This is a genomic window from Aliiroseovarius sp. M344 (assembly GCF_025140835.1).
Lineage (GTDB): Bacteria > Pseudomonadota > Alphaproteobacteria > Rhodobacterales > Rhodobacteraceae > Aliiroseovarius.
The window spans coordinates 1,004,322-1,025,734 of sequence record NZ_CP081153.1; the positions used below are offsets into that span (position 1 = coordinate 1,004,322).

18 protein-coding genes are annotated in these 21,413 nt (G+C 57.6%); 7 read left to right on the forward strand and 11 right to left on the reverse strand.

The genetic code is table 11. From position 1 onward, the window contains the following. Positions 1-7: 7 nt before the first annotated feature. Both K3556_RS04885 and K3556_RS04890 read right to left on the reverse strand, forming a co-directional pair. A complete protein-coding gene (locus tag K3556_RS04885; protein ID WP_260518609.1) occupies positions 8-1,453 on the reverse strand; it encodes a cobyric acid synthase in 1,446 nt (481 codons plus the stop codon). Positions 1,454-1,574: 121 nt separating this feature from the next. Beyond that, entirely contained in the window at positions 1,575-1,892 is a 318-nt protein-coding gene (locus tag K3556_RS04890) for a DUF6280 family protein (RefSeq protein ID WP_091429074.1), read from the reverse strand. A 214-nt stretch (positions 1,893-2,106) separates the two neighbouring features. Between K3556_RS04890 and efp the strand changes: the two genes are divergently transcribed. Both efp and K3556_RS04900 read left to right on the forward strand, forming a co-directional pair. Next, positions 2,107-2,670, forward strand: coding sequence for an elongation factor P (gene efp / locus K3556_RS04895; protein ID WP_260518610.1), 564 nt, complete (start codon positions 2,107-2,109; stop codon positions 2,668-2,670). A 63-nt stretch (positions 2,671-2,733) separates the two neighbouring features. Then, positions 2,734-3,279 (forward strand): pseudouridine synthase, encoded by a 546-nt coding sequence (locus K3556_RS04900; RefSeq protein ID WP_260518611.1) that lies wholly within the window; start codon positions 2,734-2,736, stop codon positions 3,277-3,279. 12 nt (positions 3,280-3,291) lie between these two features. Here the strand turns inward: K3556_RS04900 and K3556_RS04905 are convergent, their stop codons facing one another. From K3556_RS04905 to K3556_RS04915, 3 genes are read right to left on the reverse strand one after another with little or no spacing between them, the layout of a single operon-like run. After that, complete coding sequence (locus K3556_RS04905; RefSeq protein ID WP_260518612.1) at positions 3,292-4,035, reverse strand: folate-binding protein YgfZ; 744 nt, start codon at positions 4,033-4,035, stop codon at positions 3,292-3,294. A 54-nt stretch (positions 4,036-4,089) separates the two neighbouring features. Continuing rightward, positions 4,090-5,970: an ABC transporter ATP-binding protein gene (locus K3556_RS04910; protein WP_260518613.1), complete on the reverse strand. Its 1,881-nt coding sequence runs from the start codon at positions 5,968-5,970 to the stop codon at positions 4,090-4,092. Then, positions 5,967-6,653 carry a tyrosine-protein phosphatase gene (locus K3556_RS04915; protein WP_260518614.1) on the reverse strand — a complete coding sequence of 229 codons (687 nt, stop codon included), beginning with the start codon at positions 6,651-6,653 and terminating at the stop codon, positions 5,967-5,969. Before K3556_RS04915 ends, K3556_RS04910 begins: the two co-directional genes overlap by 4 nt. A 158-nt stretch (positions 6,654-6,811) precedes the next feature. On the opposite strand from K3556_RS04915, the gene K3556_RS04920 reads away from it, so the two are divergent. Continuing rightward, positions 6,812-8,011: a pyridoxal-phosphate-dependent aminotransferase family protein gene (locus tag K3556_RS04920; RefSeq protein ID WP_260518615.1), complete on the forward strand. Its 1,200-nt coding sequence runs from the start codon at positions 6,812-6,814 to the stop codon at positions 8,009-8,011. A 43-nt stretch (positions 8,012-8,054) separates the two neighbouring features. Here the strand turns inward: K3556_RS04920 and K3556_RS04925 are convergent, their stop codons facing one another. Next, positions 8,055-9,167, reverse strand: a complete 1,113-nt coding sequence (locus K3556_RS04925; protein WP_260518616.1) for a pyridoxal phosphate-dependent aminotransferase — start codon at positions 9,165-9,167, stop codon at positions 8,055-8,057. A 96-nt stretch (positions 9,168-9,263) separates the two neighbouring features. Here K3556_RS04925 and K3556_RS04930 point away from each other — a divergent pair, with 96 nt between their 5' ends. Next, positions 9,264-9,440 carry a twin-arginine translocation signal domain-containing protein gene (locus K3556_RS04930; protein WP_260518617.1) on the forward strand — a complete coding sequence of 59 codons (177 nt, stop codon included), beginning with the start codon at positions 9,264-9,266 and terminating at the stop codon, positions 9,438-9,440. Between the two features lie 111 nt (positions 9,441-9,551). Here the strand turns inward: K3556_RS04930 and K3556_RS04935 are convergent, their stop codons facing one another. From K3556_RS04935 to K3556_RS04950, 4 genes are all read right to left on the reverse strand, one after another. Then, complete coding sequence (locus K3556_RS04935; protein WP_260518618.1) at positions 9,552-12,677, reverse strand: valine--tRNA ligase; 3,126 nt, start codon at positions 12,675-12,677, stop codon at positions 9,552-9,554. Between the two features lie 183 nt (positions 12,678-12,860). Next, a complete protein-coding gene (locus tag K3556_RS04940; RefSeq protein ID WP_260518619.1) occupies positions 12,861-14,405 on the reverse strand; it encodes an autotransporter domain-containing protein in 1,545 nt (514 codons plus the stop codon). Between the two features lie 810 nt (positions 14,406-15,215). After that, on the reverse strand, positions 15,216-16,844 hold the full coding sequence (locus K3556_RS04945) for an alpha-D-glucose phosphate-specific phosphoglucomutase (RefSeq protein WP_260518620.1): 1,629 nt from the start codon (positions 16,842-16,844) through the stop codon (positions 15,216-15,218). 41 nt (positions 16,845-16,885) lie between these two features. Then, the gene (locus tag K3556_RS04950) at positions 16,886-17,317 is read right to left on the reverse strand and encodes an Lrp/AsnC family transcriptional regulator (RefSeq protein WP_260518621.1); all 432 of its coding nucleotides are present in this window, start codon (positions 17,315-17,317) and stop codon (positions 16,886-16,888) included. A gap of 130 nt (positions 17,318-17,447) precedes the next feature. Between K3556_RS04950 and K3556_RS04955 the strand changes: the two genes are divergently transcribed. Continuing rightward, positions 17,448-18,587, forward strand: a complete 1,140-nt coding sequence (locus K3556_RS04955) for a type III PLP-dependent enzyme (RefSeq protein ID WP_260518622.1) — start codon at positions 17,448-17,450, stop codon at positions 18,585-18,587. 15 nt (positions 18,588-18,602) lie between these two features. Here the strand turns inward: K3556_RS04955 and metF are convergent, their stop codons facing one another. Next, the gene (gene metF / locus K3556_RS04960) at positions 18,603-19,469 is read right to left on the reverse strand and encodes a methylenetetrahydrofolate reductase [NAD(P)H] (RefSeq protein WP_260518623.1); all 867 of its coding nucleotides are present in this window, start codon (positions 19,467-19,469) and stop codon (positions 18,603-18,605) included. 101 nt (positions 19,470-19,570) lie between these two features. Here metF and K3556_RS04965 point away from each other — a divergent pair, with 101 nt between their 5' ends. Further along, the gene (locus K3556_RS04965) at positions 19,571-20,476 is read left to right on the forward strand and encodes a LysR family transcriptional regulator (RefSeq protein ID WP_260518624.1); all 906 of its coding nucleotides are present in this window, start codon (positions 19,571-19,573) and stop codon (positions 20,474-20,476) included. 71 nt (positions 20,477-20,547) lie between these two features. Next, positions 20,548-21,336 (forward strand): inositol monophosphatase family protein, encoded by a 789-nt coding sequence (locus tag K3556_RS04970; protein WP_260518625.1) that lies wholly within the window; start codon positions 20,548-20,550, stop codon positions 21,334-21,336. The last annotated feature ends 77 nt before the right edge of the window (positions 21,337-21,413 follow it).

Genomic DNA, 21,413 nt, shown 5'->3' on the forward strand with positions numbered 1-21,413 from the left:
CCAGCCGCTATTGGGCCAAGTCCAGGAACCGGTCTAGGTCCAGATGGTTTTCGACGTGTTGCGCCAAAGCCTCCAGTGTATCGTCTATACGGGCTTCAAACCCGGTCACGCCAGCCTGCCCACCCAACTGTTCAAGATAGACCTGCCTGAAGCCGTCGGCTGAGAACAGGCCATGCAAATAACACCCCAAAACGCGACCATCTGCACTGGCTGCGCCTTCCGGTCGGCCATCCACGGATAGCCATGCGCGCGATGTATCGGGGCCGGTGCTTTGGCCCAGATGAATTTCATAGCCGGATAAGCGCTTTCCCGAAGCCAAATGAATGGCTTGGGTCATTGCCAGCGTCTTCTTGGGTTCAAGATAGGTTGTGATGTTCAGGTGTCCCAACCCCATCACACGACCTGGCGTACCCTCGATCCCGTCTTGATCTATGATCTCTTGCCCCAACATCTGATAACCACCGCAAATGCCAAGCACATGCCCACCGCGCCTGAGGTGGGCGGCAAGATCAACGTCCCAACCTTGTGCACGGAAATCCGCCAGATCAGCGATTGTGGATTTAGAGCCGGGAATAAGAACCAGATGCGCGTCGCCGGGCAAAGCGCGGCCGGGTTCGATGATTTCGACCGTCACGTCAGGTTCGTTCACCAAAGGGTCCAGATCGTCAAAATTGGCGATCCGGTTCAAGCGTGGCACGGCAATCTTGAATGCCCCACCGGCGCGGCTAGCGATGTCCATGACATCTTCGGCGGGCAGACGCCAGGCGTCGCTAAACCAGGGCAATGTGCCCAGATCGTGCCATCCGGTTCGCGCCGCGATCTCGGACGCGCCATCGGCAAAAAGGGTGGGGTCGCCGCGAAATTTGTTCACAAGAAAGGCTTTGATCCGGTTTCGATCATCCGCAGGCAGCACGGCATGGGTGCCGACCAGTTGGGCAATGACGCCGCCACGATCAATGTCGCCCGCCAGCAAGACAGGCAGGTCTGCAGCTTCGGCAAAGCCCATATTGGCAATGTCGCCCGCCCGCAGGTTGATCTCGGCGGGGCTTCCGGCACCTTCCACGATGACCAGATCGCGCCCCTTTTTCAATCGGTGAAAGCTCTCCAAAACACGTGGCATCAAATCTGCTTTGGCCTTGCCGTAGTCTCGGGCTTTCATTGTCGCAAAGCGCTGCCCCTGAACAATCACCTGTGCACCAGTGTCGGTTTCGGGTTTCAACAGCACCGGGTTCATGTCGACCACCGGGTCCAAACCGCAGGCGCGCGCCTGAAGCGCTTGTGCCCGCCCGATTTCGCCCCCATCCACGGTGACTGCGGCATTGTTTGACATGTTTTGCGGCTTGAATGGTGCGACGTTTAATCCGCGCGCAACACAGGCGCGCGCGATCCCTGCAACCAGCAGGGACTTTCCCACATTCGAGCCCGCGCCCTGTATCATAATCGCTTTGGTCATAACGGTTGCATAGGGTCTTTTCCGAAGGCTGCCCAGCCCCGAACCGACTTTACCAGCCCCGCAAACGAAAAACGCGCCCGCAGGGGGGCGCGACTTTCAGAAATCCACAGGCCTTGCCTGTTTATGCAGCTTCGGCCTGCGCGGCGTTGCGGCGTTCGCTTTCCTCGCGGCTCAGCGCAACCGAGGTACGGATACCTTTGGAAACAAACTCCATCAAACCCTTCACGACACGTTCGTTCGGGTCAATGCCAGCACAGCTCAAAACTTCGCGTCCGTCACGCGAACGCGCCCAGCGTGCAATCTGGTCGGGGCCATTGCCGTATTTTTTGTCATCAGCGATCGCGTCATCCAACGCGGCCAGCACCACGGCTGCAAAAAGTTTGCGCGCGCGATTGCCTTGTTCGTTGTTGAAAGCGGTACCGTCTACGGAGTCCAGCATGGTGGTCCTTTTTTTATTCTGCTCTTGCGCTCGTCGGAGTAGCAGACAATATGTCTTTTTCTATGCGATTCGGTATCCCCGCTAGCGCATGTCTGTTATGCGTATAGTGCATACCTTAAGCACTAGACAAGCTAAATACGTCACCTTGCCTGCGCCGGATCGTCAAGATATAGGTGCAGCCCAACAGAGTTCAACCTTTTGCGAAGGTTTAGGCATGCCCAAAATCAACGGTAACGAAATTCGCCCCGGAAACGTACTGGAGCATAATGATGGCCTGTGGGCCGCTGTGAAAGTCGATCACGTAAAGCCCGGCAAGGGTGGCGCCTTTGCGCAGGTCGAGATGAAGAACCTGCGCAATGGCTCGAAGCTCAACGAGCGGTTCCGGTCCGCCGATAAGGTCGAGCGTGTGCGCCTTGAGCAAAAAGACCAGCAATTTCTGTATGAAGACGACGGGATGCTGATCTTCATGGACACGGAAACCTATGAGCAGAACCAGATACCGGCGGACCTGCTTGGCGACCGTCGCCCGTTCTTGCAAGACGGTATGACCATCGTGGTCGAGTTCTATGACACCGAAGCGTTGAACGCGACTTTGCCCCAAAAAGTGACCTGCACCATCGAAGAAACCGAGCCGGTGGTAAAGGGCCAGACGGCCGCCAACAGTTTCAAACCCGCCCTTCTGGACAACGGCGTGCGGATTTCCGTGCCGCCTTTCGTTGGGCAGGGTGAGGCGATAATTGTGAACACCGAAACCATGGAATATTCCGAGCGCGCGTGACGTCGCGTCGCTAGGGTGAATGGGGCAGGGCAATTGCTCTGCCCTTTTTCATTGGAGGCTAGCTTGACCACGATCCTGTTCAATAAGCCCTTCAACGTTCTGTCGCAGTTTACCGACAAGGGGACCGACGGGTCGCCGCGTCAAACTTTGTCAGACTTTATTAATGTGCCCGGTGTCTATGCGGCAGGCCGGCTTGATCGCGACAGCGAGGGGCTGCTGGTGTTGACCGATGACGGAAAGTTACAAGCGCGGATTGCCAATCCCAGTCATAAGTTGGCTAAAACCTATTGGGTTCAAGTCGAAGGGATACCTGATGACAATGCACTTCGTGCCTTGCGTGAGGGTGTCGCGCTGAAAGACGGACGGACACGCCCGGCGCAAGCAAGTCGTATCGATGAACCCAAGGCGCTGTGGACCCGTGACCCGCCCGTCCGGTTTCGAAAAACTGTGCCGGATTGCTGGCTGGAACTCACGATCCGTGAAGGCAAAAACCGGCAGGTGCGGCGGATGACAGCCGCGATCGGGCACCCGACGCTGCGCTTGATCCGCTATGGCGTCGGGGATTGGACGCTGGATGGTTTGGACAGCGGCGAATGGCGTCACGTCTGAGGCGGACACGCGTTATCCCGGCCAAGAAACACTGGCGTCGCCTGCCTGCATGTCTTTGGTCGCGCGGTCGAACCGCAGATAGGCGATGGCCTGATCTCCGGATTGGGTAAACACTGTGCCGACCGGTTTGCCGCCAGATGTGATTGGCGTGCCCACCGGCGCTTTCCCGTTTGTCTGAACCATACTCAGACCTTTCTTTAGGTCGGTTTTATGCTTCATGCGGGCTGTCACTTCTTGACCGACATAACAGCCCTTGCGGAAATCAACCCCGTTCAGACGTTCAAAACCAGCCTCGAGCAAATAGGAGTCCGGGGTCAGCTCTATCCCGGTTTCCGGGATGCAGTGTGCAACGCGGATGGCGTCCCAATCGACCCCGTCCTGACCCGCGCGACCGTCATAGGCGCGCCATCCCAGCGCATCGTGCCGCGGGTCGGCGAATGCTCCGTCTGGTGCTTGGCCCAGCCCCCGCACAGGGGCAATGTCGGTTGCGGCGATCTGTACGTCAGCCCGAAGTTTATACATGGTCAGCCGTTGGGCGAGCGGTGCGGCAAGCGCGGTCGCGACGTCCAACAAGATCGCGTCTTCATCCGGCACAAGAAAGAAATCGGCAAGATACTTGCCCTGCGGGGTTAGAAGAGCCGCGTAAACGATGCCATTCGCCAACTTTTTTATGTCATTGGTCACAAGACCCTGAAGAAAGCTGTCGCGGTCTGTGCCTGTGATGCGCAGCACGGTGCGCGTTGGTTCTGCTGTCATGGTGTTCTCCTGTCGCCGCACCAATATAGGGTCGCGGGATCAGAGCGAAAGAGGTCAACCACGCTTGCGCCCCAGAAGTCCTCCGGCAAACAGCCCGCGGATAGACCAGCGCGCAGGCTCGGCGTGTTCGACTGTCGACACTTTACGCTTGCGCCGCCGGCCTTTTAAGCGGGCGTCCGCTGGTTTGCCGCCATCCTGAAACTGCAATTTGTAAAGCTGTGCATAGATGCCGCCACGGGCCAGCAACTCCTCGTGATTTCCCTGATCAACCACCTTGCCCTGATCCATTACGACGATCTTGTCGGCGTCTCGCACGGTGGCCAAGCGATGCGCAATGACAAGCGTTGTGCGGTCTTTCGACAGTTCGTCCAGCGCCTGCTGCACCAGTTTTTCGGACTTCGCATCCAGTGCGGATGTGGCTTCGTCTAGCAGAAGAAAAGGCGCGTCTCGCAACACGGCCCGGGCGATTGCGACACGTTGACGTTGACCGCCAGACAGGTTTGATCCGCGTGGCCCGGCCGGGGTATCCAACCCTTTTTCCATCTGGAGCAGAAAATCGGAAACATGCGCCACATCCAGCGCGTGCTTCAGCTTCTTTTCGTCAATGTCAGAGCGACCCATGAGGATGTTGTCGCGCAGCGTTTCGTCAAACAATAACGCTTCTTGACTGACGACCGAAAAAAGACCACGGAGTTTTTCAAGCGGAAGCTGCGTAACGTCTGCCGCGCCAATCGTTACCTTACCTGATTTTGCGTCCGCCAGACGGGTCAGAAGATTGAAAACGGTGCTTTTCCCAGCGCCGGATGCGCCGACCAATGCCGTTGTTTTGCCGGCCTCTGCAGTAAAACTGGCACCCCGCAGAACGGGTGTTTCGCCATAAGAGAAAACCACATCTTTCAATTCGATCTTCGCTTTGCGGGCCATACCGGGAAGCGTTGCAGGCTTGGGGGGTGACAGGATTGAAGGGCGCTCACTGAACACACTTCTGATCCGCTCAAGGCTGGAAAGTGCTGCCTGCCAGGCCCCTGAAACTTTCCCGAGGTTGCGCAACGGGTCAAAAACCAGCGCCATCGCGGTGAAGAAGCTCATGAATTCGCCAACGGTCTTGGCACCTGAATTGATCTGGATGCCGCCGTAAACCAGCACACCAAAGAACCCCACGGCCGCGATGATGTCGACCATTGCAACAATGCCGCCTTGATTGGCTTGGCTTTGCAAATGGGTGCGGGCAAACTGGTCGATCTCGCGATCCACACGGCCCTGTTCGTGGCGTTCAGTGCCCGAAAGTTTGATCGAGTTGATGCCGTGAAAAATCTCGTCCAGACGGGTCGAGATCTGCGCGGCAGACGACCGGCTGTCGGTTGTGGTGCGGCGCACCCGTTTTTGCAGGATGCTCATCGGTATGGTCAGGATCGGGGCGGCAGCAACCGCGACCACGACCCAAAGCCAGTCAATCGACAGCGCCACACCCAACAGTGCCAAAAGCGATACGACATCGCGCGCGACAGCGGCCAGAACCACCTCCCATATCGTGGCAATGGCTTGCGCGTCGCCGCGCACACGCTCGATCAGGGTGCCGGGTGAATTGTCACGAAAGAAGTTGCTGTCCAGTGTCAGCATATGCGCTACCATGTCCGACTGCAGTTTGGCGGCAACGCGTTGTCCGACATGCACCATCAAGACCCGATGACCAAAGGCAGCGACAGCGCGAACGATGAAGATGCCAGCCACCGTCAAAGCGACTGCGATAATTGACGACGTGCTGCCCGACGAAAAGGCCACATCGAACATCGGTTTGATCATATAACTCAGGCCACCCAGCGCGAGCCCTTCCAGCAACATCAAAAACACCGCTGCAATCAGTGGCCAGCGATAGGCGCGCATGTAACTGCGCCACATCCAGCGGATCATGTCAGGGTGTTTCGTCGCGCTCATCCTTTGCTCCGCTTGGCTAGGAACGAGGCGGTGATGGCCTCGGGATCATAGTGGTTTGCCAGCCAATCCCGAACGGGCAGTGGGTCGGTCTCAATATGGGTGGCGTATGCTTCCAGAAGATGATCCAGAATGCCCGCCTTTGACCAGCGCTGATGCGCATATTTCAGCGAAAGTTGCGCGCGCGCCTCGTCGATGCTGGCCCCCTTTTGGTCCAGCAGGTACAGAGCGGCCGCGATCCCGGTGCGATCCGCCCCGGATTTGCAGTGGATCAACATCGGCTTTTCAACTGTCTCCATCAGGTCAAGCAACTCAAGATAATCCTGCGCGCTGCCAAGCACGCGGGCGAACAGCTCGTGATCATGCAAAGACATGTCATAGTCTGCACAGGCCTCTTTTTCGAACAGGTAATATGAGAACCTGTCCGGCCCACGCAAGTTGATCACGCTTTTGATTCCGATTTTCGCCAAGGCCGGAAAATGCACCGGATCGGGTTGATTTGATCGCCATGCCTCGTCGGACAGTTGATAGCGGTTGGGCAGAATGCGCCGCAGGAACGCATGGTCCACGATGTTGTTGTGACGCCGCGCATCCCGCCGCCCCTCGGGTGTCGATATGTCCGTGCCAAACGAGCTTTTCCAGCTGCGTTCCCACTGTTTGATCCGGGCGTAGGCCTTGGAAAACATGGTGTCTCCGAGTGTCTGGCCCAGCAATTTTGCGGGCGGTTTCAGGGCGGTGTAGCCTGTCCGTCAAGTCCAGACAAGCATGGCCCGACCTGCCGTCTGTTGACGGGCAGCCGGGCGCGCAGTACCGCTTGGAAACATATAGACACAAGAAGACCACGATGACGCTTTCCTTTGGACGCCCTTACCTCGCCATTCCGGGGCCATCTGTGATGCCCGACCGGGTGCTGCGCGCAATGCACAGGCCCGGCCCAAACATCTACGAAGGCGAGTTGGTCGAGATGATGCCGGACTTGATCGAAAGTTTGCGGACGGTCGCGCGGACCCGACACAATGTGGCGATCTATATCGCCAATGGGCATGGCGCGTGGGAGGCAGCGCTTGCAAATGTGCTCTCTCCCGGGGAAAAGGTTCTGTCGCTTTGCACGGGGCGGTTCGGGCATGGCTGGACTGAAATGGCCGAAGCCCTAGGCGCACAAGTGCAGATTGAAGATTTCGGCCTGCGCGCGCCAGTCGCTCCGGCGCGAGTTGAAGCCGCCTTGCTGGCGGACCCCGACCACAGCATCCGCGCTGTCCTGCTGACCCATGTGGACACCTCGACCTCGATCAGGAATGATGTGGCAGCGGTCCGGGCCGCCTTGGATGCCGCAGGTCACCCGGCGCTCCTGTTGGTCGATTGCATCGCTTCGATGGGCTGCGACCGTTTCGAAATGGACGCGTGGGGCGTGGATGTTGCGATCACGGCGTCACAGAAGGGTCTGATGGTTCCGCCCGGTGTGGCGTTTGTGTTCTTCAGTGAAAAGGCAGCGCAAGCCCGCACGAAAGTGACCCGCGTGTCACGGTATTGGGACTGGACTGACCGCGCAAACCCGAAAGTGTTCTACCAGTATTTCGGTGGCACCGCCCCAACGCATCACTTGTACGGTCTTCGCGAGTCGCTCGACATGATCGCCGAGGAAGGCGGGATGGAAGCCGTCTGGGCGCGCCATGCCCAACTTGCCCGCGTGGTCTGGGCAGCGTTTGAAGCTTGGGCCAGCGAAGGTCCGCTGGAACTCAATGTGGCAGATCGCACCCATCGGTCCTGTGCTGTCACATCGGTACGGATCGGCGCCCCGAATGGTACGGCGCTTCGACGATGGACCGAGGAAAAAGCAGGCATAACACTGGGTATCGGGCTGGGTATGAACACCGACGAGGACCCCGATGCCGACGGCTTCTTCCGCTTGGGCCATATGGGGCACTTGAACGCCTCAATGGTCATGGGGGCGCTGTCCTCAATCCAATCTGGGTTGATTGCCTTGGGAATACCGCATGGACCCGGCGCGCTGGACGCCGCAGCTCTGGTGATTTCCGAAGCTTAGGGCGTTTTGAATGAACCCTGTCTCAGGTTTATTTCGAAACGCTTTAGCTGCGCGCCGTTTCAAGTGCGGCAGGCAATGCGGCTGCGAAGGCGTCCAACTCCTCTGGTCGGCCGGCCGAAATGCGGATGCACCGGTTTTGCGGGGTCGCAAATGGCATTCGCACAAAGATGTCCTGTTCAATCAGGGCATCCAGCACCGACTTGGCGAAAGTGCCATCGCGACCACAATCCACCGCGACGAAATTTGTGGCAGAGGGCAGGGTGGTCAAACCGTTTTGCCGCGCGATATCGTCAATACGCTGCCTGGCCCCGGCAACACTGGCGATGGTGCGTGCCAGATGATCCTGATCCCGCAATGCCGCCAAAGCACCGGCTTGGCTGATCCTGCACATGCCGAAATGATTGCGGATCTTGTGGAAGGCGGCGATCAACCCCGCCTCTGCGATCGCATAACCAACCCGCGCACCAGCCATCCCATAAGCCTTTGAAAAAGTGCGCATACGGATGACACGCGGATCGTCGGCATTCAGCGCAGGCGCGGCACCGTCGGGCGCAAATTCGACGTAGGCCTCGTCCAAAACCAAAAGGCAACCTTCAGGCACGCGGTCGATCATCCGTTGCATCGTGGCCGCGTCATGCCATGTACCCATCGGGTTGTCCGGGTTGGCGATATAGACCAGCTTCGCGCTAACCTCTGCCGCCTTGGCAATCAACGTGACTGGATCCTCGTGATCATCCTTATAGGGCACGACCTCAATCCGCCCCCCATAACCCGTCACGTGATAATTGAACGTGGGATACCCGCCTTGCGAGGTCACCACCGCCTCACCCGGTCCAACCAGCAGACGCACCAGATAGCCAAGAAGCCCGTCGATCCCTTCGCCAACCATGATGTTATCGACATCTATCCCATAATGGGCAGCCAGCGCGGTGCGCAGGTCATGGTTCTCAGGGTCGCCATACATCCACACATCGCGCCCGGCCTTCGCCATTGCGTCGATGACATGGGGGGACGGCCCAAATGTGTTTTCATTTGCCCCCAGCCGGGCTTTGAACAAGCGACCATGCGCACGTTCTTGTGTCTCGGGTCCAACGAACGGAACGGTTGCGGGAAGGCTGTCGGCAAGCGGTGTCAGGCGGGCATATGTCTTGGTCATACGGGTGTTAGAGCAGGGCAGACCACAGCCGACAAGGTTGAAAATCGCAGCGCAGTATCTACATAAGAATGGTTCTTAACGAGTGGAGGGCATCTTATGCCCAAAATGAACCGACGCACTTTTCTCGCCAGCGCTGCTGCAGCAGGTGCTGCCACGCGCCTACCAAACATCGCGGTTCAGGCGGCAAAAACCCCGCCGATGCGACGGGTTTTAACCCTCGTCTATGACAAGTCATTGGGTATGATGCGGGCGGTGGAACGCCTTATTCCCTGATCTGTTTCTTCTGGCCAAAAATATCCCGGGGTAGAGGGAAACCTCTGGTTTCCCTCAAAGGGGCGGTGCCCCTCAGGCTCACAACGTGAGCCATACACCTCTTTCACACCGTCAGATTTCCTGAAGCCGCGCCAAAGCCGTCTTTAGCGTCGCTTCTTCTTCCGCGCGCGCTGCAAGGTTTTCCTGCGCTTCTTCCACCACTTCGGGCGGCGCGTTTTCAGCAAATTTCGGGTTCTTCAACCGTCCGCGCAGCCCGCCGATTTCCTTGGTCAGTTTGCCCAGCGTCTTTTCAAGCCGCGCAATCTCTTCCCCCACGTCGATGATATCGGCCAGGGGCAGGGCGAAGATGCCACCAGCAACTGCGATGGTGATGCAGCCCTTTGGCAAGTCCGCCATCTCGGTCATACTGTCGATCCGCGCCATGCGCTTGATCATCACCTCGTTATTGGTCCAGGCAATGCGCCCGGCCTCATCCAGTTCTTGCAGGATCAGCGGGACTTTCAGTCCGGCGGGCACGTGCATTTGCGCGCGCGCTGATCTGATGTTTTCGATCAGCGAAATCACCCAGTTCATTTCGCGCGCCGCGTCCTCGTCCGCCAACTCGTCGCCATAGCCAGGCCATTCGGCATGGATCAGCATCGTGTCACGGCTCGCGATCTGGCCCCACAACTCTTCGGTAATGAAGGGCATGATCGGGTGCAGCATGATCAGGCATTGGTCGATCACCCACGCCATGGTCGCGCGCGTTTCAGCCAGCACAGCCTCGTCATCCGAGTTCAGGAGCGGCTTGGAGAACTCGACATACCAGTCGCAAACTTTGCCCCAGACAAAGGCATAAAGCCCGTTGGCCGCGTCGTTGAAACGATAGGAGGTCAGCGCCTCGTCGACCTCAACGCGGATTTTCGCGGTTTCCGAGATGATCCAGCGGTTCACCGTCTGGGTCGGGCTTGTGGGATCAAATCCAGCAACGGGTTTACACGCGTTCATCTCAGCAAAACGGGCAGCGTTCCACAGCTTGGTGCCGAAGTTGCGATAGCCCGCAATGCGGTCGCGGGACAGTTTCAGCACACCACCGAGCGAAGCCATAGCCGTGTTGGTAAACCGCAGTGCATCTGCGCCGTATTCGTCGATGATCTCCAGCGGGTCGATCACATTACCCGTGGTCTTGGACATCTTCTTGCCCTTCTCGTCACGGACAAGACCGTGCAGATAGACCGTGTGGAACGGGTTCTTGCCCGTCACCGCTTGGCTCATCATCATCATCCGGGCGACCCAGAAGAACAGGATGTCCTGACCTGTTATCAGCACGTCGCCGGGGAAGAAGCGGTTCAGCTCATCCGTGTCCTGAGGCCAGCCCAACGTGCCGAAGGGCCAAAGGCCGGACGAGAACCACGTGTCGAGAACGTCGGGGTCACGCCAGACCGGATAGATCAACTTTGCAGGATCCTGAGTGGTTTCATAAGCCGCAAGGCTTTCAGCCAGCATGTGCATAGCGTCAGCGCGATTTGCCACCTCGACGACGCGGGCATGGTTCAATGGCGCGGGCAATGTGACCAAAACCTCATCGAATTTCGGAGCAACCGAATCGAAATCATGCGCACAATGGCTGTGCTCATGTCCTGGCAGTAGATCCTGTTGTTGCAACAGGCGCCCCATTTCGACCAGATCAAGCGCGTTGTTGCCCTCGTCGTCTTTGAAATCGTCGCCCGACAGATCAAGACCATACCAAACCGGCACCTGATGTCCCCACCACAGCTGGCGAGAAATACACCACGGCTCGATGTTCTCCAGCCAATGATAAAAGGTCTTCTCGCCGCTTTCGGGCATGATCTTCACGTCGCCGTTGCGGACCGCGTCCAGCGCCGGCCCGGCGATCTTCTCGGCGTCGACAAACCACTGGTCGGTCAACATCGGCTCGATCACCACTTTGGAGCGGTCGCCGAAGGGCTGCATGATCGGCTTGTTTTCGACGTAAGGCACGGTGCCGGTAACTTCCTCACCATCCACCTCTACGGTCTGAGTGATCATCACGGCCAGACCTTCGGCAGTGATTTGATCGACCACCAGCTTGCGCGCGTCAAACCGGTCCAGCCCGCGGTATTCGTCCGGCACAAGGTTCATCGCGGCGATCTTCGCCTCGTCGAAACCTTCTTCACCGTTTGCGATGCGCTGGGCGGTGGCGGCCTCGTCGGCATAGGGCAGGCCGTCGGCCCGCATCGCGCCGCGCGTGTCCATCAGCGAATACATCGGAATGCCACCTCGCTTGGCGACCTGATAATCGTTAAAGTCATGCGCGCCAGTGATTTTCACTGCACCCGAGCCGAAATTCATATCCGGATATTCATCGGTGATGATGGGGATCAGGCGGCGATGCTCTTTCGGGCCAACGGGGATTTCGCACAGCTTACCGACGATAGGCGCATAGCGTGCGTCATCCGGGTGCACGGCCACGGCCCCGTCGCCCAACATGGTTTCGGGGCGGGTCGTAGCGATCGAGATATAGTCACGCTCTTCCGTGAGCGTGACATTCCCGTCTTCGTCTTTCTCGACATAGGTATAGGTCGCGCCATCGGCCAGCGGGTATTTGAAGTGCCACATATGGCCGGGGGTCTCGATATTCTCGACCTCAAGATCGGAAATCGCGGTCTCAAAATGCGGGTCCCAGTTGACCAGACGCTTGCCGCGGTAAATGAGCCCTTTGTCGTACATGTCGACAAAGACCTTCAGAACGGCATCGTGGAAGTTGGCCGAGTTCTCGTGTCCCGTGCGCGGATCACCTGGCGCTCCGGCCATGGTAAACGCGTTGCGCGACCAGTCACAGGTCGACCCCAGACGTTTCAGCTGGTTGATGATGGTCGAGCCGGAATTGCCCTTCCACTCCCACACTTTCTCAAGAAACTTTTCGCGGCCAAGTTCACGGCGGCCGGGTTGCTGCGTTTCTGCCAGCATCTTCTCGACCTGCAACTGCGTGGCGATACCCGCGTGGTCCTGACCAGGTTGCCACAGCGTGTCAAACCCGCGCATCCTGTGCCAGCGCACCAGAATGTCCTGCAATGTGTTGTTGAACGCATGGCCCACATGCAGCGCACCTGTGACATTGGGCGGGGGGATCATAATGGTGAAGCTGTCCGCACCCGGCTTTGCATTGGCACCGGCTTTGAACGCGCCCGCGTCTTCCCAGGATTTGTAGATGCGTGCTTCGGCAGATGCCGCGTCGAATGTCTTGTCCATGGCCATGGTTTTTGTCCCAAGTCGTATGAGTTCAGCACCGTTTACCCAAGACGAACGGAAAGGGGAAGCCCGGTCCCGAAAGACAACGCCCGAGCGTTGGCCCGGGCGCTTCTTAAAGCGTTTCGAGAAAACCTGCGACACCGGTTTTTGGCGAAACGTGCGAAACGCTTTAGTTTATTTTGGGTGGTATCAGAAATCCATCTGATAGCCGACCGTCGCCATCACCGATGGTTTGTCAGCATAGGCCGTTTGGTTGACGCCCAGTCCCACATCATAGCTGCGGCCGTTGCCAAGGCTGTGTGTGTAATGTGCCTCTGCGAACAACCGCTTTTCGTTCTCTAACGCAGGGCCTGCAATGGCGAATGTGGTCATGCCGGGGATCGCGCTGGTGCCGGACACGGTGTTGGTCGAGCGCGACAGATCCCAATCCACGCCAGCATTCAGGCGCACCACGCCAGCATCAGAAACAGGGATGCGCACATCCGCTCCCAAGGTGGCGATTGTGGCGCTGACCTCGTAGTCGTCATAGGTCACGGGGAATGCTACCGCGCCCGTTTCGGTGTAGCCATCGCGCTGAACCGAAGACCGTGTCACGCGCATGAAGGGTGTCACCAGAGCCGCACCACGTTGCATACCGTAGCCAAGCTCGATCGAGGTTGCGTGCGCGCTCATATCCGTGCTGCCAGTTCCGCGCTCGGTGTTTGCCAAGGCGGTCGACCGGGTGATATCAACCTCAGCCGCGGTCCGCGCCGTGGCCAGTTTCCAGTTCAGACCTTCTGTGCTGGGGTGCCCACCTTGCAGATAAACGCCAAAGCTGCGGAAGGTCCCGTCAATGCCGAACCCGGTCAGGGTGTCGTCATCATTGCCAAGCCCGACAAAGCCGCCAAGCGACAGATTGTCATTCAACGCCGTGGCAGCCATTAGACCCAGAAGGGCAGTGTCATTGCCATCGCGATTGTTGGCAGCGCCTGCTGCGACTTTCAGCGAATAAGGACGCCCCAAACCAGCCTTGCTTCTGCTGCCTTGACCGCCGTCAACCGGCAGCTCAAGCGATTGGCCCAGTGTGAACCGAACCAGATTGTCCAGATAAAGCGCGCCCGCCGCCTGCTCGGCAGCATTATTTGCGACTTGGGTCAAGGTGTTAACGTGATCCAGCATTGTTCCAGCTGGTTCTTCGACTACGTCGCGCCAGATAAAGCCGCGTGTGTCGCCTGCGTCGTTGGTCGCAGTGCCCACGACGATGGTGCCGTCGTCGCTAATGCCTCTGGCATAGGAAATCCCGCTGTTGTCGTTGGTCAAATCACCAAGATCAATTGCTGCGCCGGTACTGTCCCAGCGAAGTGCGCGCGTAGTTCCAGTTGAGATAAAACTGGCGTAGCCTGCAACATATGAACCGTCAGCGCTGGCTGCAAACGCCTCCGAGATGCTGGTATCGGCTTCATCGGGCGCATTAAGCTGTACCATCGCAGTCCCTTGCGACCAGCGGAAAGCGCGCGTTCCCGAACTGCTGGTCGAAGATCGTCCTACGACCACTAAGCCGTCGGCACTGACACCATTCGCGGTGCTATTTCCAGAGGCGCCATTGAGCGATCCGAGATCGGTTGTCGAACTTCCAACAACAGCCCGAAACGCATGCACTGGCCCAGCAGCAGTATTTGCTTCACCAACCACGATGGTGCCGTCGTTACTTATGTCGTTGCCAAACGTGAAGCCGCCTGGGATCAGAGGAGACAAGTAAGTGACCGCGTTCGTCGCGCGTGTCCAAACGAATGCCGCCGGGTTTGAACTACCAAACTGTGTGCCAAGAATACTAGTGCCATCGCCACTGACGGCATTTCCGAAGGATTGTTCACCAGGGGGATTGGAAAAAGTGACAAGGCCTGTTGCTTGAGTCCAATAAAATGCCGAGGTGCCCGATAGAGTTTGTTGAATCCCAGAAATGACGGATCCATCTTGACTCACATCGGTTGCACGGCTGAACGAAGGCGTAGGCGCCGCGGGGTCGAGATTGGTTAAAGTCCCACTTGAAAATGCAAAAGCACGCGCAAACCCGCCGGCGATAAAGGCTTCGCCAACTACGACCGTTCCGTCCCCCGAAACAGCGTAAGCTTCGGACCTTGCCGCTGGATCCAGGTCATCAAATGTCGGAATTTCTTCGATCGTCGGCAATGCAGATTGTGCAAGCACAGGGTGCGCCGCCATAGCCAATGCTGAGACAGCTAAAAACCGAAACGCCTTAGACTGAAAGCTGGGTTGTGAGCGATCTGATGCCCGATCCTCGGAAAAGTATTTCATTTGTCCCTCATTTTTTTCCGTCGAACCAAGCAAGGAATTGTTTAGCAACGCCCAATATGCGGTGGCCAAACGTTTCTATTCGACAGTTTTTATAGTTATAACAAAAAGGCCCAGCTTGGGCGCAGCCGAATTCAATTAACACCTCATTAATCTGCCCTTAGTCGCCCAAAAACAACTAAAATGGCCGTAAAATCTACTGAACACGTACAGAATTGTGGTCAATCGGAGTAAAAAGTGGGATTCTTTTCCCTAGCTGATCACATCCGGGCCATCGCGGCCGGTAAAATGTTTGATTTGTGCAATTGATGTGGTGGCGTTGATAACCTGTAAAAGCGCGATCTGCGCATCCAGATCATGGGCTTGGTTCGGCTCGGCGTATTGCTCAAGATAAACACGGAGCGTCGCGCCCTCTGTCCCGGTGCCGGACAACCGCAGGACGGCCCGCGCGCCACCTTTATAGGTCAGGATAATGCCCTGTCCCGTGCTGACCGAACCGTCGATCGGATCCGCATAGGAAAAGTCTTCAGCGCTGGCTACGGTCATGCCGTCGGAGGACCGCCCCGGTAATAAGGGCAGGTCGGCTTTCAGCGCAGACATGAGCGCCGTCGCGCCATCCGCAGTGATCCCCTCATAGTCATGGCGAGAATAGTAATCGCGCCCAAACTCTGCCCAATGGCTTGTCAGAACCTCGTCAACAGCAACCTTCCGGACCGCCAGTATGTTCAGCCACATCAGCACCGCCCAAAGCCCGTCTTTCTCGCGCACATGGTTTGATCCGGTGCCCGCGCTTTCTTCCCCGCACAAAGTCGCTCGGCCAGCATCCAGAAGATTGCCGAAAAACTTCCAACCGGTCGGCGTTTGAAAAGCCTCGACCCCAAGTTTCTTGGCAACCCGGTCGGATGCGGCCGACGTGGGCATTGACCGGGCAACACCTGAAATGCCGGATTTGTAACCGGGTACCAGATGTGCATTTGCGGCAAGCACGGCAAGGCTGTCGGATGGGGTAACATAGATGCCGTGGCCCATGATCATGTTACGATCACCGTCGCCGTCGGATGCAGCCCCGAAATCCGGCGCATCCGAGCCAAGCATAAGATCGTAAAGCCGTTTGGCCCAGACGGGGTTGGGGTCAGGGTGCCCGCCTCCGAAATCTTCGCTTGGCACGGCATTGATGACGCTTCCGGACGCAGCGCCAAGTCGGCGTTCCAAAATCTCCGTGGCATAGGGCCCAGTCACCGCATGCATCGCGTCAAAGCACAGGGTGAACCCGCCTGCGAACATCTGCCGGAGCGCATCGAAGTCGAACAGGTCCTCCATCAAAGCCGCGTAGTCTGCGACAGGGTCGACAACCTCGATGACCATGTCGCCTACGGAAGACTCGCCCAGCGTATCCAGCGTTGGCGCGCTTGCCTTAAGAATATGGTAGCGATCAATATGCTCGGCGCAGGTTACAATGGTGTCGGTCACGCTTTCGGGGGCGGGGCCACCATTTGCAATGTTGTATTTCAGGCCGAAATCACCCTCTGGCCCACCGGGATTATGACTGGCCGACAGGATCAGCCCACCATCAGCGTTGCGTGTTCGGATCAGATGGCTGGCCGCAGGTGTCGACAGAATGCCACCCTGTCCAACGATAACCCGCGCCACTCCGTTCGCTGCTGCGATACGCAGAATAGTTGCCATGGCATCGCGGTTGAAATACCGGCCGTCACCGCCCAGCACCAACACCGCGCCCTTCGGTTGGATCGCGTTGAAGATCGCTTGCGTATACGTTTCCAAATAGCCTGGTTCGGCAAATACGGCGACTTTTTTGCGCAGACCCGAAGTGCCCGGTTTTTGTCCTTCAATGGGCGCGGTAGGAATGGTGGCTATCGTCATGGGGCCTCGCTGGGCGAAATGTGTTAAAGAATGACTACGTTCTAGCCTAGTCGGTTGATCCGCGTCGAGAGGTGGATCAGACTTTCCGAACTTTTCACGCCGTCGATTTCGCCAATGGCATCAAGTGTTTGATCCAGCTCGGTCGTCGAAGAGGCGGCAAGCTGCAAGATCATGTCAAACCGACCTGACGCTGTATGCGCTGTTTCGACAGCCGTCAGCGTCTTCAGTCGCGACAAAACTGCCGGTGTCGACCGCGGCTCAATCACGATCAGAACGGTGGCCCGGATCCGATCGCCGCGGGCGGCATCACCCAGTCGCAGGGCGTAACCGGCGATGATCTTTTTCTCCTCCAGCCGTTCGATACGGGCCTGTACGGTCGAGCGCGCAAGCCCTAATCGACGGGCAAGCGTGGCCACAGGCAAACGCGCATTTCCTTCAAGCTGAGCAAGCAATTCGCGGTCTTTGTCATCCATTTGATCGGTATCCTCGATGTTTCGACGGAATTTACACGACATATTGTCAGAAGTGCCACTGGAAATCGACGGGGCGAATTCAGATTCTGAAAAGGTGACCGCAAACAGAGACTTTAAAAGGCAAGCGCACATGAGCAGGCAACCTTCGATCTGGCTAACAGCCTTATCCCATTTGAGAACCGAAACACCGACACAGCCGGTGCTGTATTTCGCGCCATCCGCGCTTCAGGCGACCGCGCAACGGTTTATTGATGGTTTCGATGGGCTGGTGACTTATGCTGTAAAAGCCAACGATTCCAAAGTAGTGTTGGAAAACCTTGTTGCGTCAGGGATCAGCGCTTTTGATGTGGCCAGCCCGGCCGAAATGCACGCGCTGCGCTCTGTGTCGCCCGACGTTGTGATGCACTATAACAATCCCGTTCGGTCGCGCGATGAGATTGCCCAGGCGGTTGAACTTGGCGTTCGGTCCTATTCCATTGACGCGCCGCACGAGTTTGAGAAATTGCGCGCGCAGGTCGATCCAGCGGGCGTCGAGGTTGCCGTGCGCTTGCGGCTGTCTGTCGAAGGCGCGGCCTATCATTTCGGTGCGAAGTTTGGTGCGGATGCCGAGCAGGCAGTCGCTTTACTGCGCATGGTGAAAGAAGCGGGGTATACCCCGTCGATGACGTTCCATCCCGGCACGCAATGCGCTGCTCCTTCGGCGTGGTCGACGTATATCGAAACATGCGCCGAGGTTGCGAAAGCGGCAGGCGTTACGCTGTCGCGCCTGAACGTGGGGGGCGGTTTTGCCGCCAATCGAGGTGTCGCGCCGGATCTGGAGGCGATTTTTGGGGCCATCCACGATGCCGTGATCAAGGCGTTTGGTCAGAATGCGCCGGCGCTGGTTTGCGAACCCGGCCGCGCGATGGTCGCGGATGCATTCACGCTGGCCACGCGGGTAAAGTCCATTCGCGAGGACGGCGCGGTGTTTCTGAATGACGGAATTTACGGTGCGCTGTCCGAAGCGCCGTCGATCGGTGTGCCGGACCGTATCGTAACAGTGACGTCAAATGGGGACCAACACGCAGGCGCTGTGTCGCGCCGCGTGGTTTTCGGGCCAACCTGCGATTCTATTGACCAACTGCCCGACCCGCTGGCCTTGCCATCCGATCTGGCCGAAGACGACTATGTTCTGTTTTCGGGAATGGGGGCCTATAGCCTTGCGACCGTGACGCGGTTCAATGGCTACGGCCTGTTGGACATCGTAACAGTGCAACGCGCCGGATTGTGATCCGGCGCGTCAGGTTTATGCCACGTCTTGCAGTACTACGCGTGGGGTGATGCCCAAGGCGCGCGCCACATCACGGGTCAGAGCCGGGTTGTTCAGCGTGTAGAAATGTAGGTCCTCGACGCCGCCATCAATCAGATCCGTGCACAATTCGCTGCAAAGCGCGGTGGCCAGAAGATCTTCCCGACCATCGCGAACCGCCTTCTCGAACGCATCGTTCAGCCAGTTGGGAATTTCCGTGCCGCAGCGTTCTGCAAACTTGCGCACGCCTTTCCAGTTCTCAATCGGCAGGATGCCCGGGATGATCGGCACGTCGATCCCGGCTTTTTCGCATTTGTCGCGGAACCGGAAGAACGTATCGTCTTCAAAGAAGAACTGGGTGATGGCAGAGTTTGCGCCCGCATCAACTTTGCGTTTCAACCACGCGACGTTCGCGTCCAGATCTGCGCTTTCGGGGTGCGGGTCTGGATACGCGCCAACACGGATATTGAAGTCGCCGGTTTCAGCAAGGGCTTCGATCAGTTCAACAGATGAAGAAAACCCGTCTTCATGCGGCACAAAGCCAGCAGCCCCCTTGGGCGGATCGCCACGCAACGCAACAATATCGGTCACGCCGGTTTTGGCGTAGTCTTTGGCGATGGCCAACGTATCTTCGCGTGAGGCATCCACACAGGTCAGGTGGGCTGCGACATTCAGGCCGTAATGTTTGTGGATGGTCTGCACTGCGTCATGGGTCAGTTCGCGAGTCGTGCCGCCTGCGCCATATGTAACCGATACAAAGCTTGGATCCAGCGGCGCCAGTTCGCGCACCGTCTCCCACAGGCGGAAGGACGCATCAAGCGACTGGGGCGGAAAAAACTCGAACGAGATATTGGGGGTTTTCATGGCGACCTCGGTATTCGGATTTGATGTTTGTTGACCCCTTGTGCCGGCTTTTGGTTTGTGAGACAAATTCATAATTCTCACAATGATCATGAGTTTGGTACATGTATTTGGAATTTCGCCATCTGCGCACGATCCGGGCTATCGAACAGGCCGGCAGTCTGGCGCGGGCAGCCGATATTTTGCACATCACCCAATCGGCGCTGAGCCACCAGATCAAAGGGCTTGAAGAACAAGTCGGGATGGAGCTGTTTCATCGCCGCACAAAGCCCATGCGCCTGAGCCCGGCCGGCATGAAGCTTTTGCGGTTGGCTGAGCATATTCTGCCGGAAGTATCTCGTTTGGAAGAGGAATTTAGGGCACTGAAGTCTGGCCGGTCCGGTCGGCTGCATATCGCGATCGAGTGTCACGCGTGCTTTGACTGGTTGTTTCCTGTGCTGGATAAATTGCGCCACGCCTGGCCCGATGTGGATTTGGACATCCGCCAACGGCTATCCTTTGATGCGCTGGAGGCACTAAGGCGCGAAGAAGTGGACTATGTCATATCGTCTGATCCCATCGATATGCCCGGCATTACATTTTCGCCACTCTTTGATTACGAGCCAAGATTTGTTGCTGCCGCCAACCATAAATTGTCAGAACGCGACTATATCGAGGCCGAAGATTTTGCGGACGAATTGCTGCTGACATATCCCGTCGAACGGTCAAAGACGGATGTTTTTTCTGCTCTTCTGACCCCCAACCGGGTCGAACCGCGCGGGGTGCGGCAGGTCGAGATGACCGAGGTTATTCTGATGCTGGTCGCCGCCGGTCGTGGTGTAGCAGTTTTACCTGATTGGGTTTTGCGCAGCGTAAAAAACAACCCTGATTACATCACCCGCCCGTTGACCGAACAAGGGCTGGCCAAACGCATGTATGCAGCAACCAGAGATGAAGATGCGATGGTGCCTTATGTGGCGCATATGATCCGTTTGTGCAGATCGGAACCGGTTAAACTGCAGCGTGCATGACGCGACTAATCGGGCTTGGCAAACAAGGCGTCGGCACGTATACGCGCCGTCTAAGAGGTTAGGAGCGCCCCATGGAAGGCAGTGCAAATCTGAATGTGATGATCAAGGCCGCCCGGATGGCGGGTCGCAGCCTTGTGAAAGACTTCCGTGAAGTCGAGAACTTGCAAGTGTCGATGAAGGGCGCAGGCGACTTCGTATCGAAGGCTGATTTGGCCGCTGAAAAGATCATTCGAGACATCTTGATGGAGGCACGGCCCAACTATGGCTGGCTGGCCGAAGAAAGCGACGCGGCCGAGGGCAAAGATCCGACCCGTCGCTGGATCGTCGATCCCCTGGATGGGACGACCAATTTCCTGCACGGTTTGCCACATTGGGCGGTTTCTATTGCTCTGGAGCATAAAGGCGAGATTGTTGCCGGTGTGATTTTTGATGCCGCGAAAGACGAAATGTTCGTTGCTGAAAAAGGCGCAGGCGCATGGTTGAACCAAAGCCGGCTGCGCGTTTCGGGCCGGTCGCGGATGATCGAAAGCCTGTTTGCCACGGGGCTTCCATTTGGCGGGCGCGCTGATCTTCCAGATACGCTGCAAGACCTTGCACGGATCTTGCCCAGTTGTTCGGGTGTTCGCCGCTTTGGTGCTGCTGCTCTTGACCTCGCCTATGTGGCGGCTGGACGGTATGACGGGTTCTGGGAACGCCGCCTGAACGCATGGGACGTCGCAGCCGGACTAGTTATCGTTCGCGAGGCAGGTGGCCTTCTTGCACCGATCAATCCTGAAGGGTCAATCCTGTCGGATGGAGAGGTCATCGCATCAAACGAAGCGATCTTTGAGAAGTTCTCGGGCCTCGTTCGCGGCGACTAATTTCCTGCCAGAGCTGCAAAATACCGTTTCGAGGTCACAATGCTGCCTGATTGTTCGGCAAGAAAGCGGTATGAACA

What these genes read in the sequence shown, in the direction of transcription:
- K3556_RS04885 (WP_260518609.1), bottom strand. Translation starts at nt 1,453, where the DNA reads ATGACCAAAGCGATTATGATACAGGGCGCGGGCTCGAATGTGGGAAAG.
- K3556_RS04890 (WP_091429074.1), bottom strand. Translation starts at nt 1,892, where the DNA reads ATGCTGGACTCCGTAGACGGTACCGCTTTCAACAACGAACAAGGCAAT.
- efp (WP_260518610.1), top strand. Translation starts at nt 2,107, where the DNA reads ATGCCCAAAATCAACGGTAACGAAATTCGCCCCGGAAACGTACTGGAG.
- K3556_RS04905 (WP_260518612.1), bottom strand. Translation starts at nt 4,035, where the DNA reads ATGACAGCAGAACCAACGCGCACCGTGCTGCGCATCACAGGCACAGAC.
- K3556_RS04910 (WP_260518613.1), bottom strand. Translation starts at nt 5,970, where the DNA reads ATGAGCGCGACGAAACACCCTGACATGATCCGCTGGATGTGGCGCAGT.
- K3556_RS04915 (WP_260518614.1), bottom strand. Translation starts at nt 6,653, where the DNA reads ATGTTTTCCAAGGCCTACGCCCGGATCAAACAGTGGGAACGCAGCTGG.
- K3556_RS04920 (WP_260518615.1), top strand. Translation starts at nt 6,812, where the DNA reads ATGACGCTTTCCTTTGGACGCCCTTACCTCGCCATTCCGGGGCCATCT.
- K3556_RS04925 (WP_260518616.1), bottom strand. Translation starts at nt 9,167, where the DNA reads ATGACCAAGACATATGCCCGCCTGACACCGCTTGCCGACAGCCTTCCC.
- K3556_RS04930 (WP_260518617.1), top strand. Translation starts at nt 9,264, where the DNA reads ATGCCCAAAATGAACCGACGCACTTTTCTCGCCAGCGCTGCTGCAGCA.
- K3556_RS04935 (WP_260518618.1), bottom strand. Translation starts at nt 12,677, where the DNA reads ATGGCCATGGACAAGACATTCGACGCGGCATCTGCCGAAGCACGCATC.
- K3556_RS04945 (WP_260518620.1), bottom strand. Translation starts at nt 16,844, where the DNA reads ATGACGATAGCCACCATTCCTACCGCGCCCATTGAAGGACAAAAACCG.
- K3556_RS04950 (WP_260518621.1), bottom strand. Translation starts at nt 17,317, where the DNA reads ATGGATGACAAAGACCGCGAATTGCTTGCTCAGCTTGAAGGAAATGCG.
- K3556_RS04955 (WP_260518622.1), top strand. Translation starts at nt 17,448, where the DNA reads ATGAGCAGGCAACCTTCGATCTGGCTAACAGCCTTATCCCATTTGAGA.
- metF (WP_260518623.1), bottom strand. Translation starts at nt 19,469, where the DNA reads ATGAAAACCCCCAATATCTCGTTCGAGTTTTTTCCGCCCCAGTCGCTT.
- K3556_RS04965 (WP_260518624.1), top strand. Translation starts at nt 19,571, where the DNA reads ATGTATTTGGAATTTCGCCATCTGCGCACGATCCGGGCTATCGAACAG.
- K3556_RS04970 (WP_260518625.1), top strand. Translation starts at nt 20,548, where the DNA reads ATGGAAGGCAGTGCAAATCTGAATGTGATGATCAAGGCCGCCCGGATG.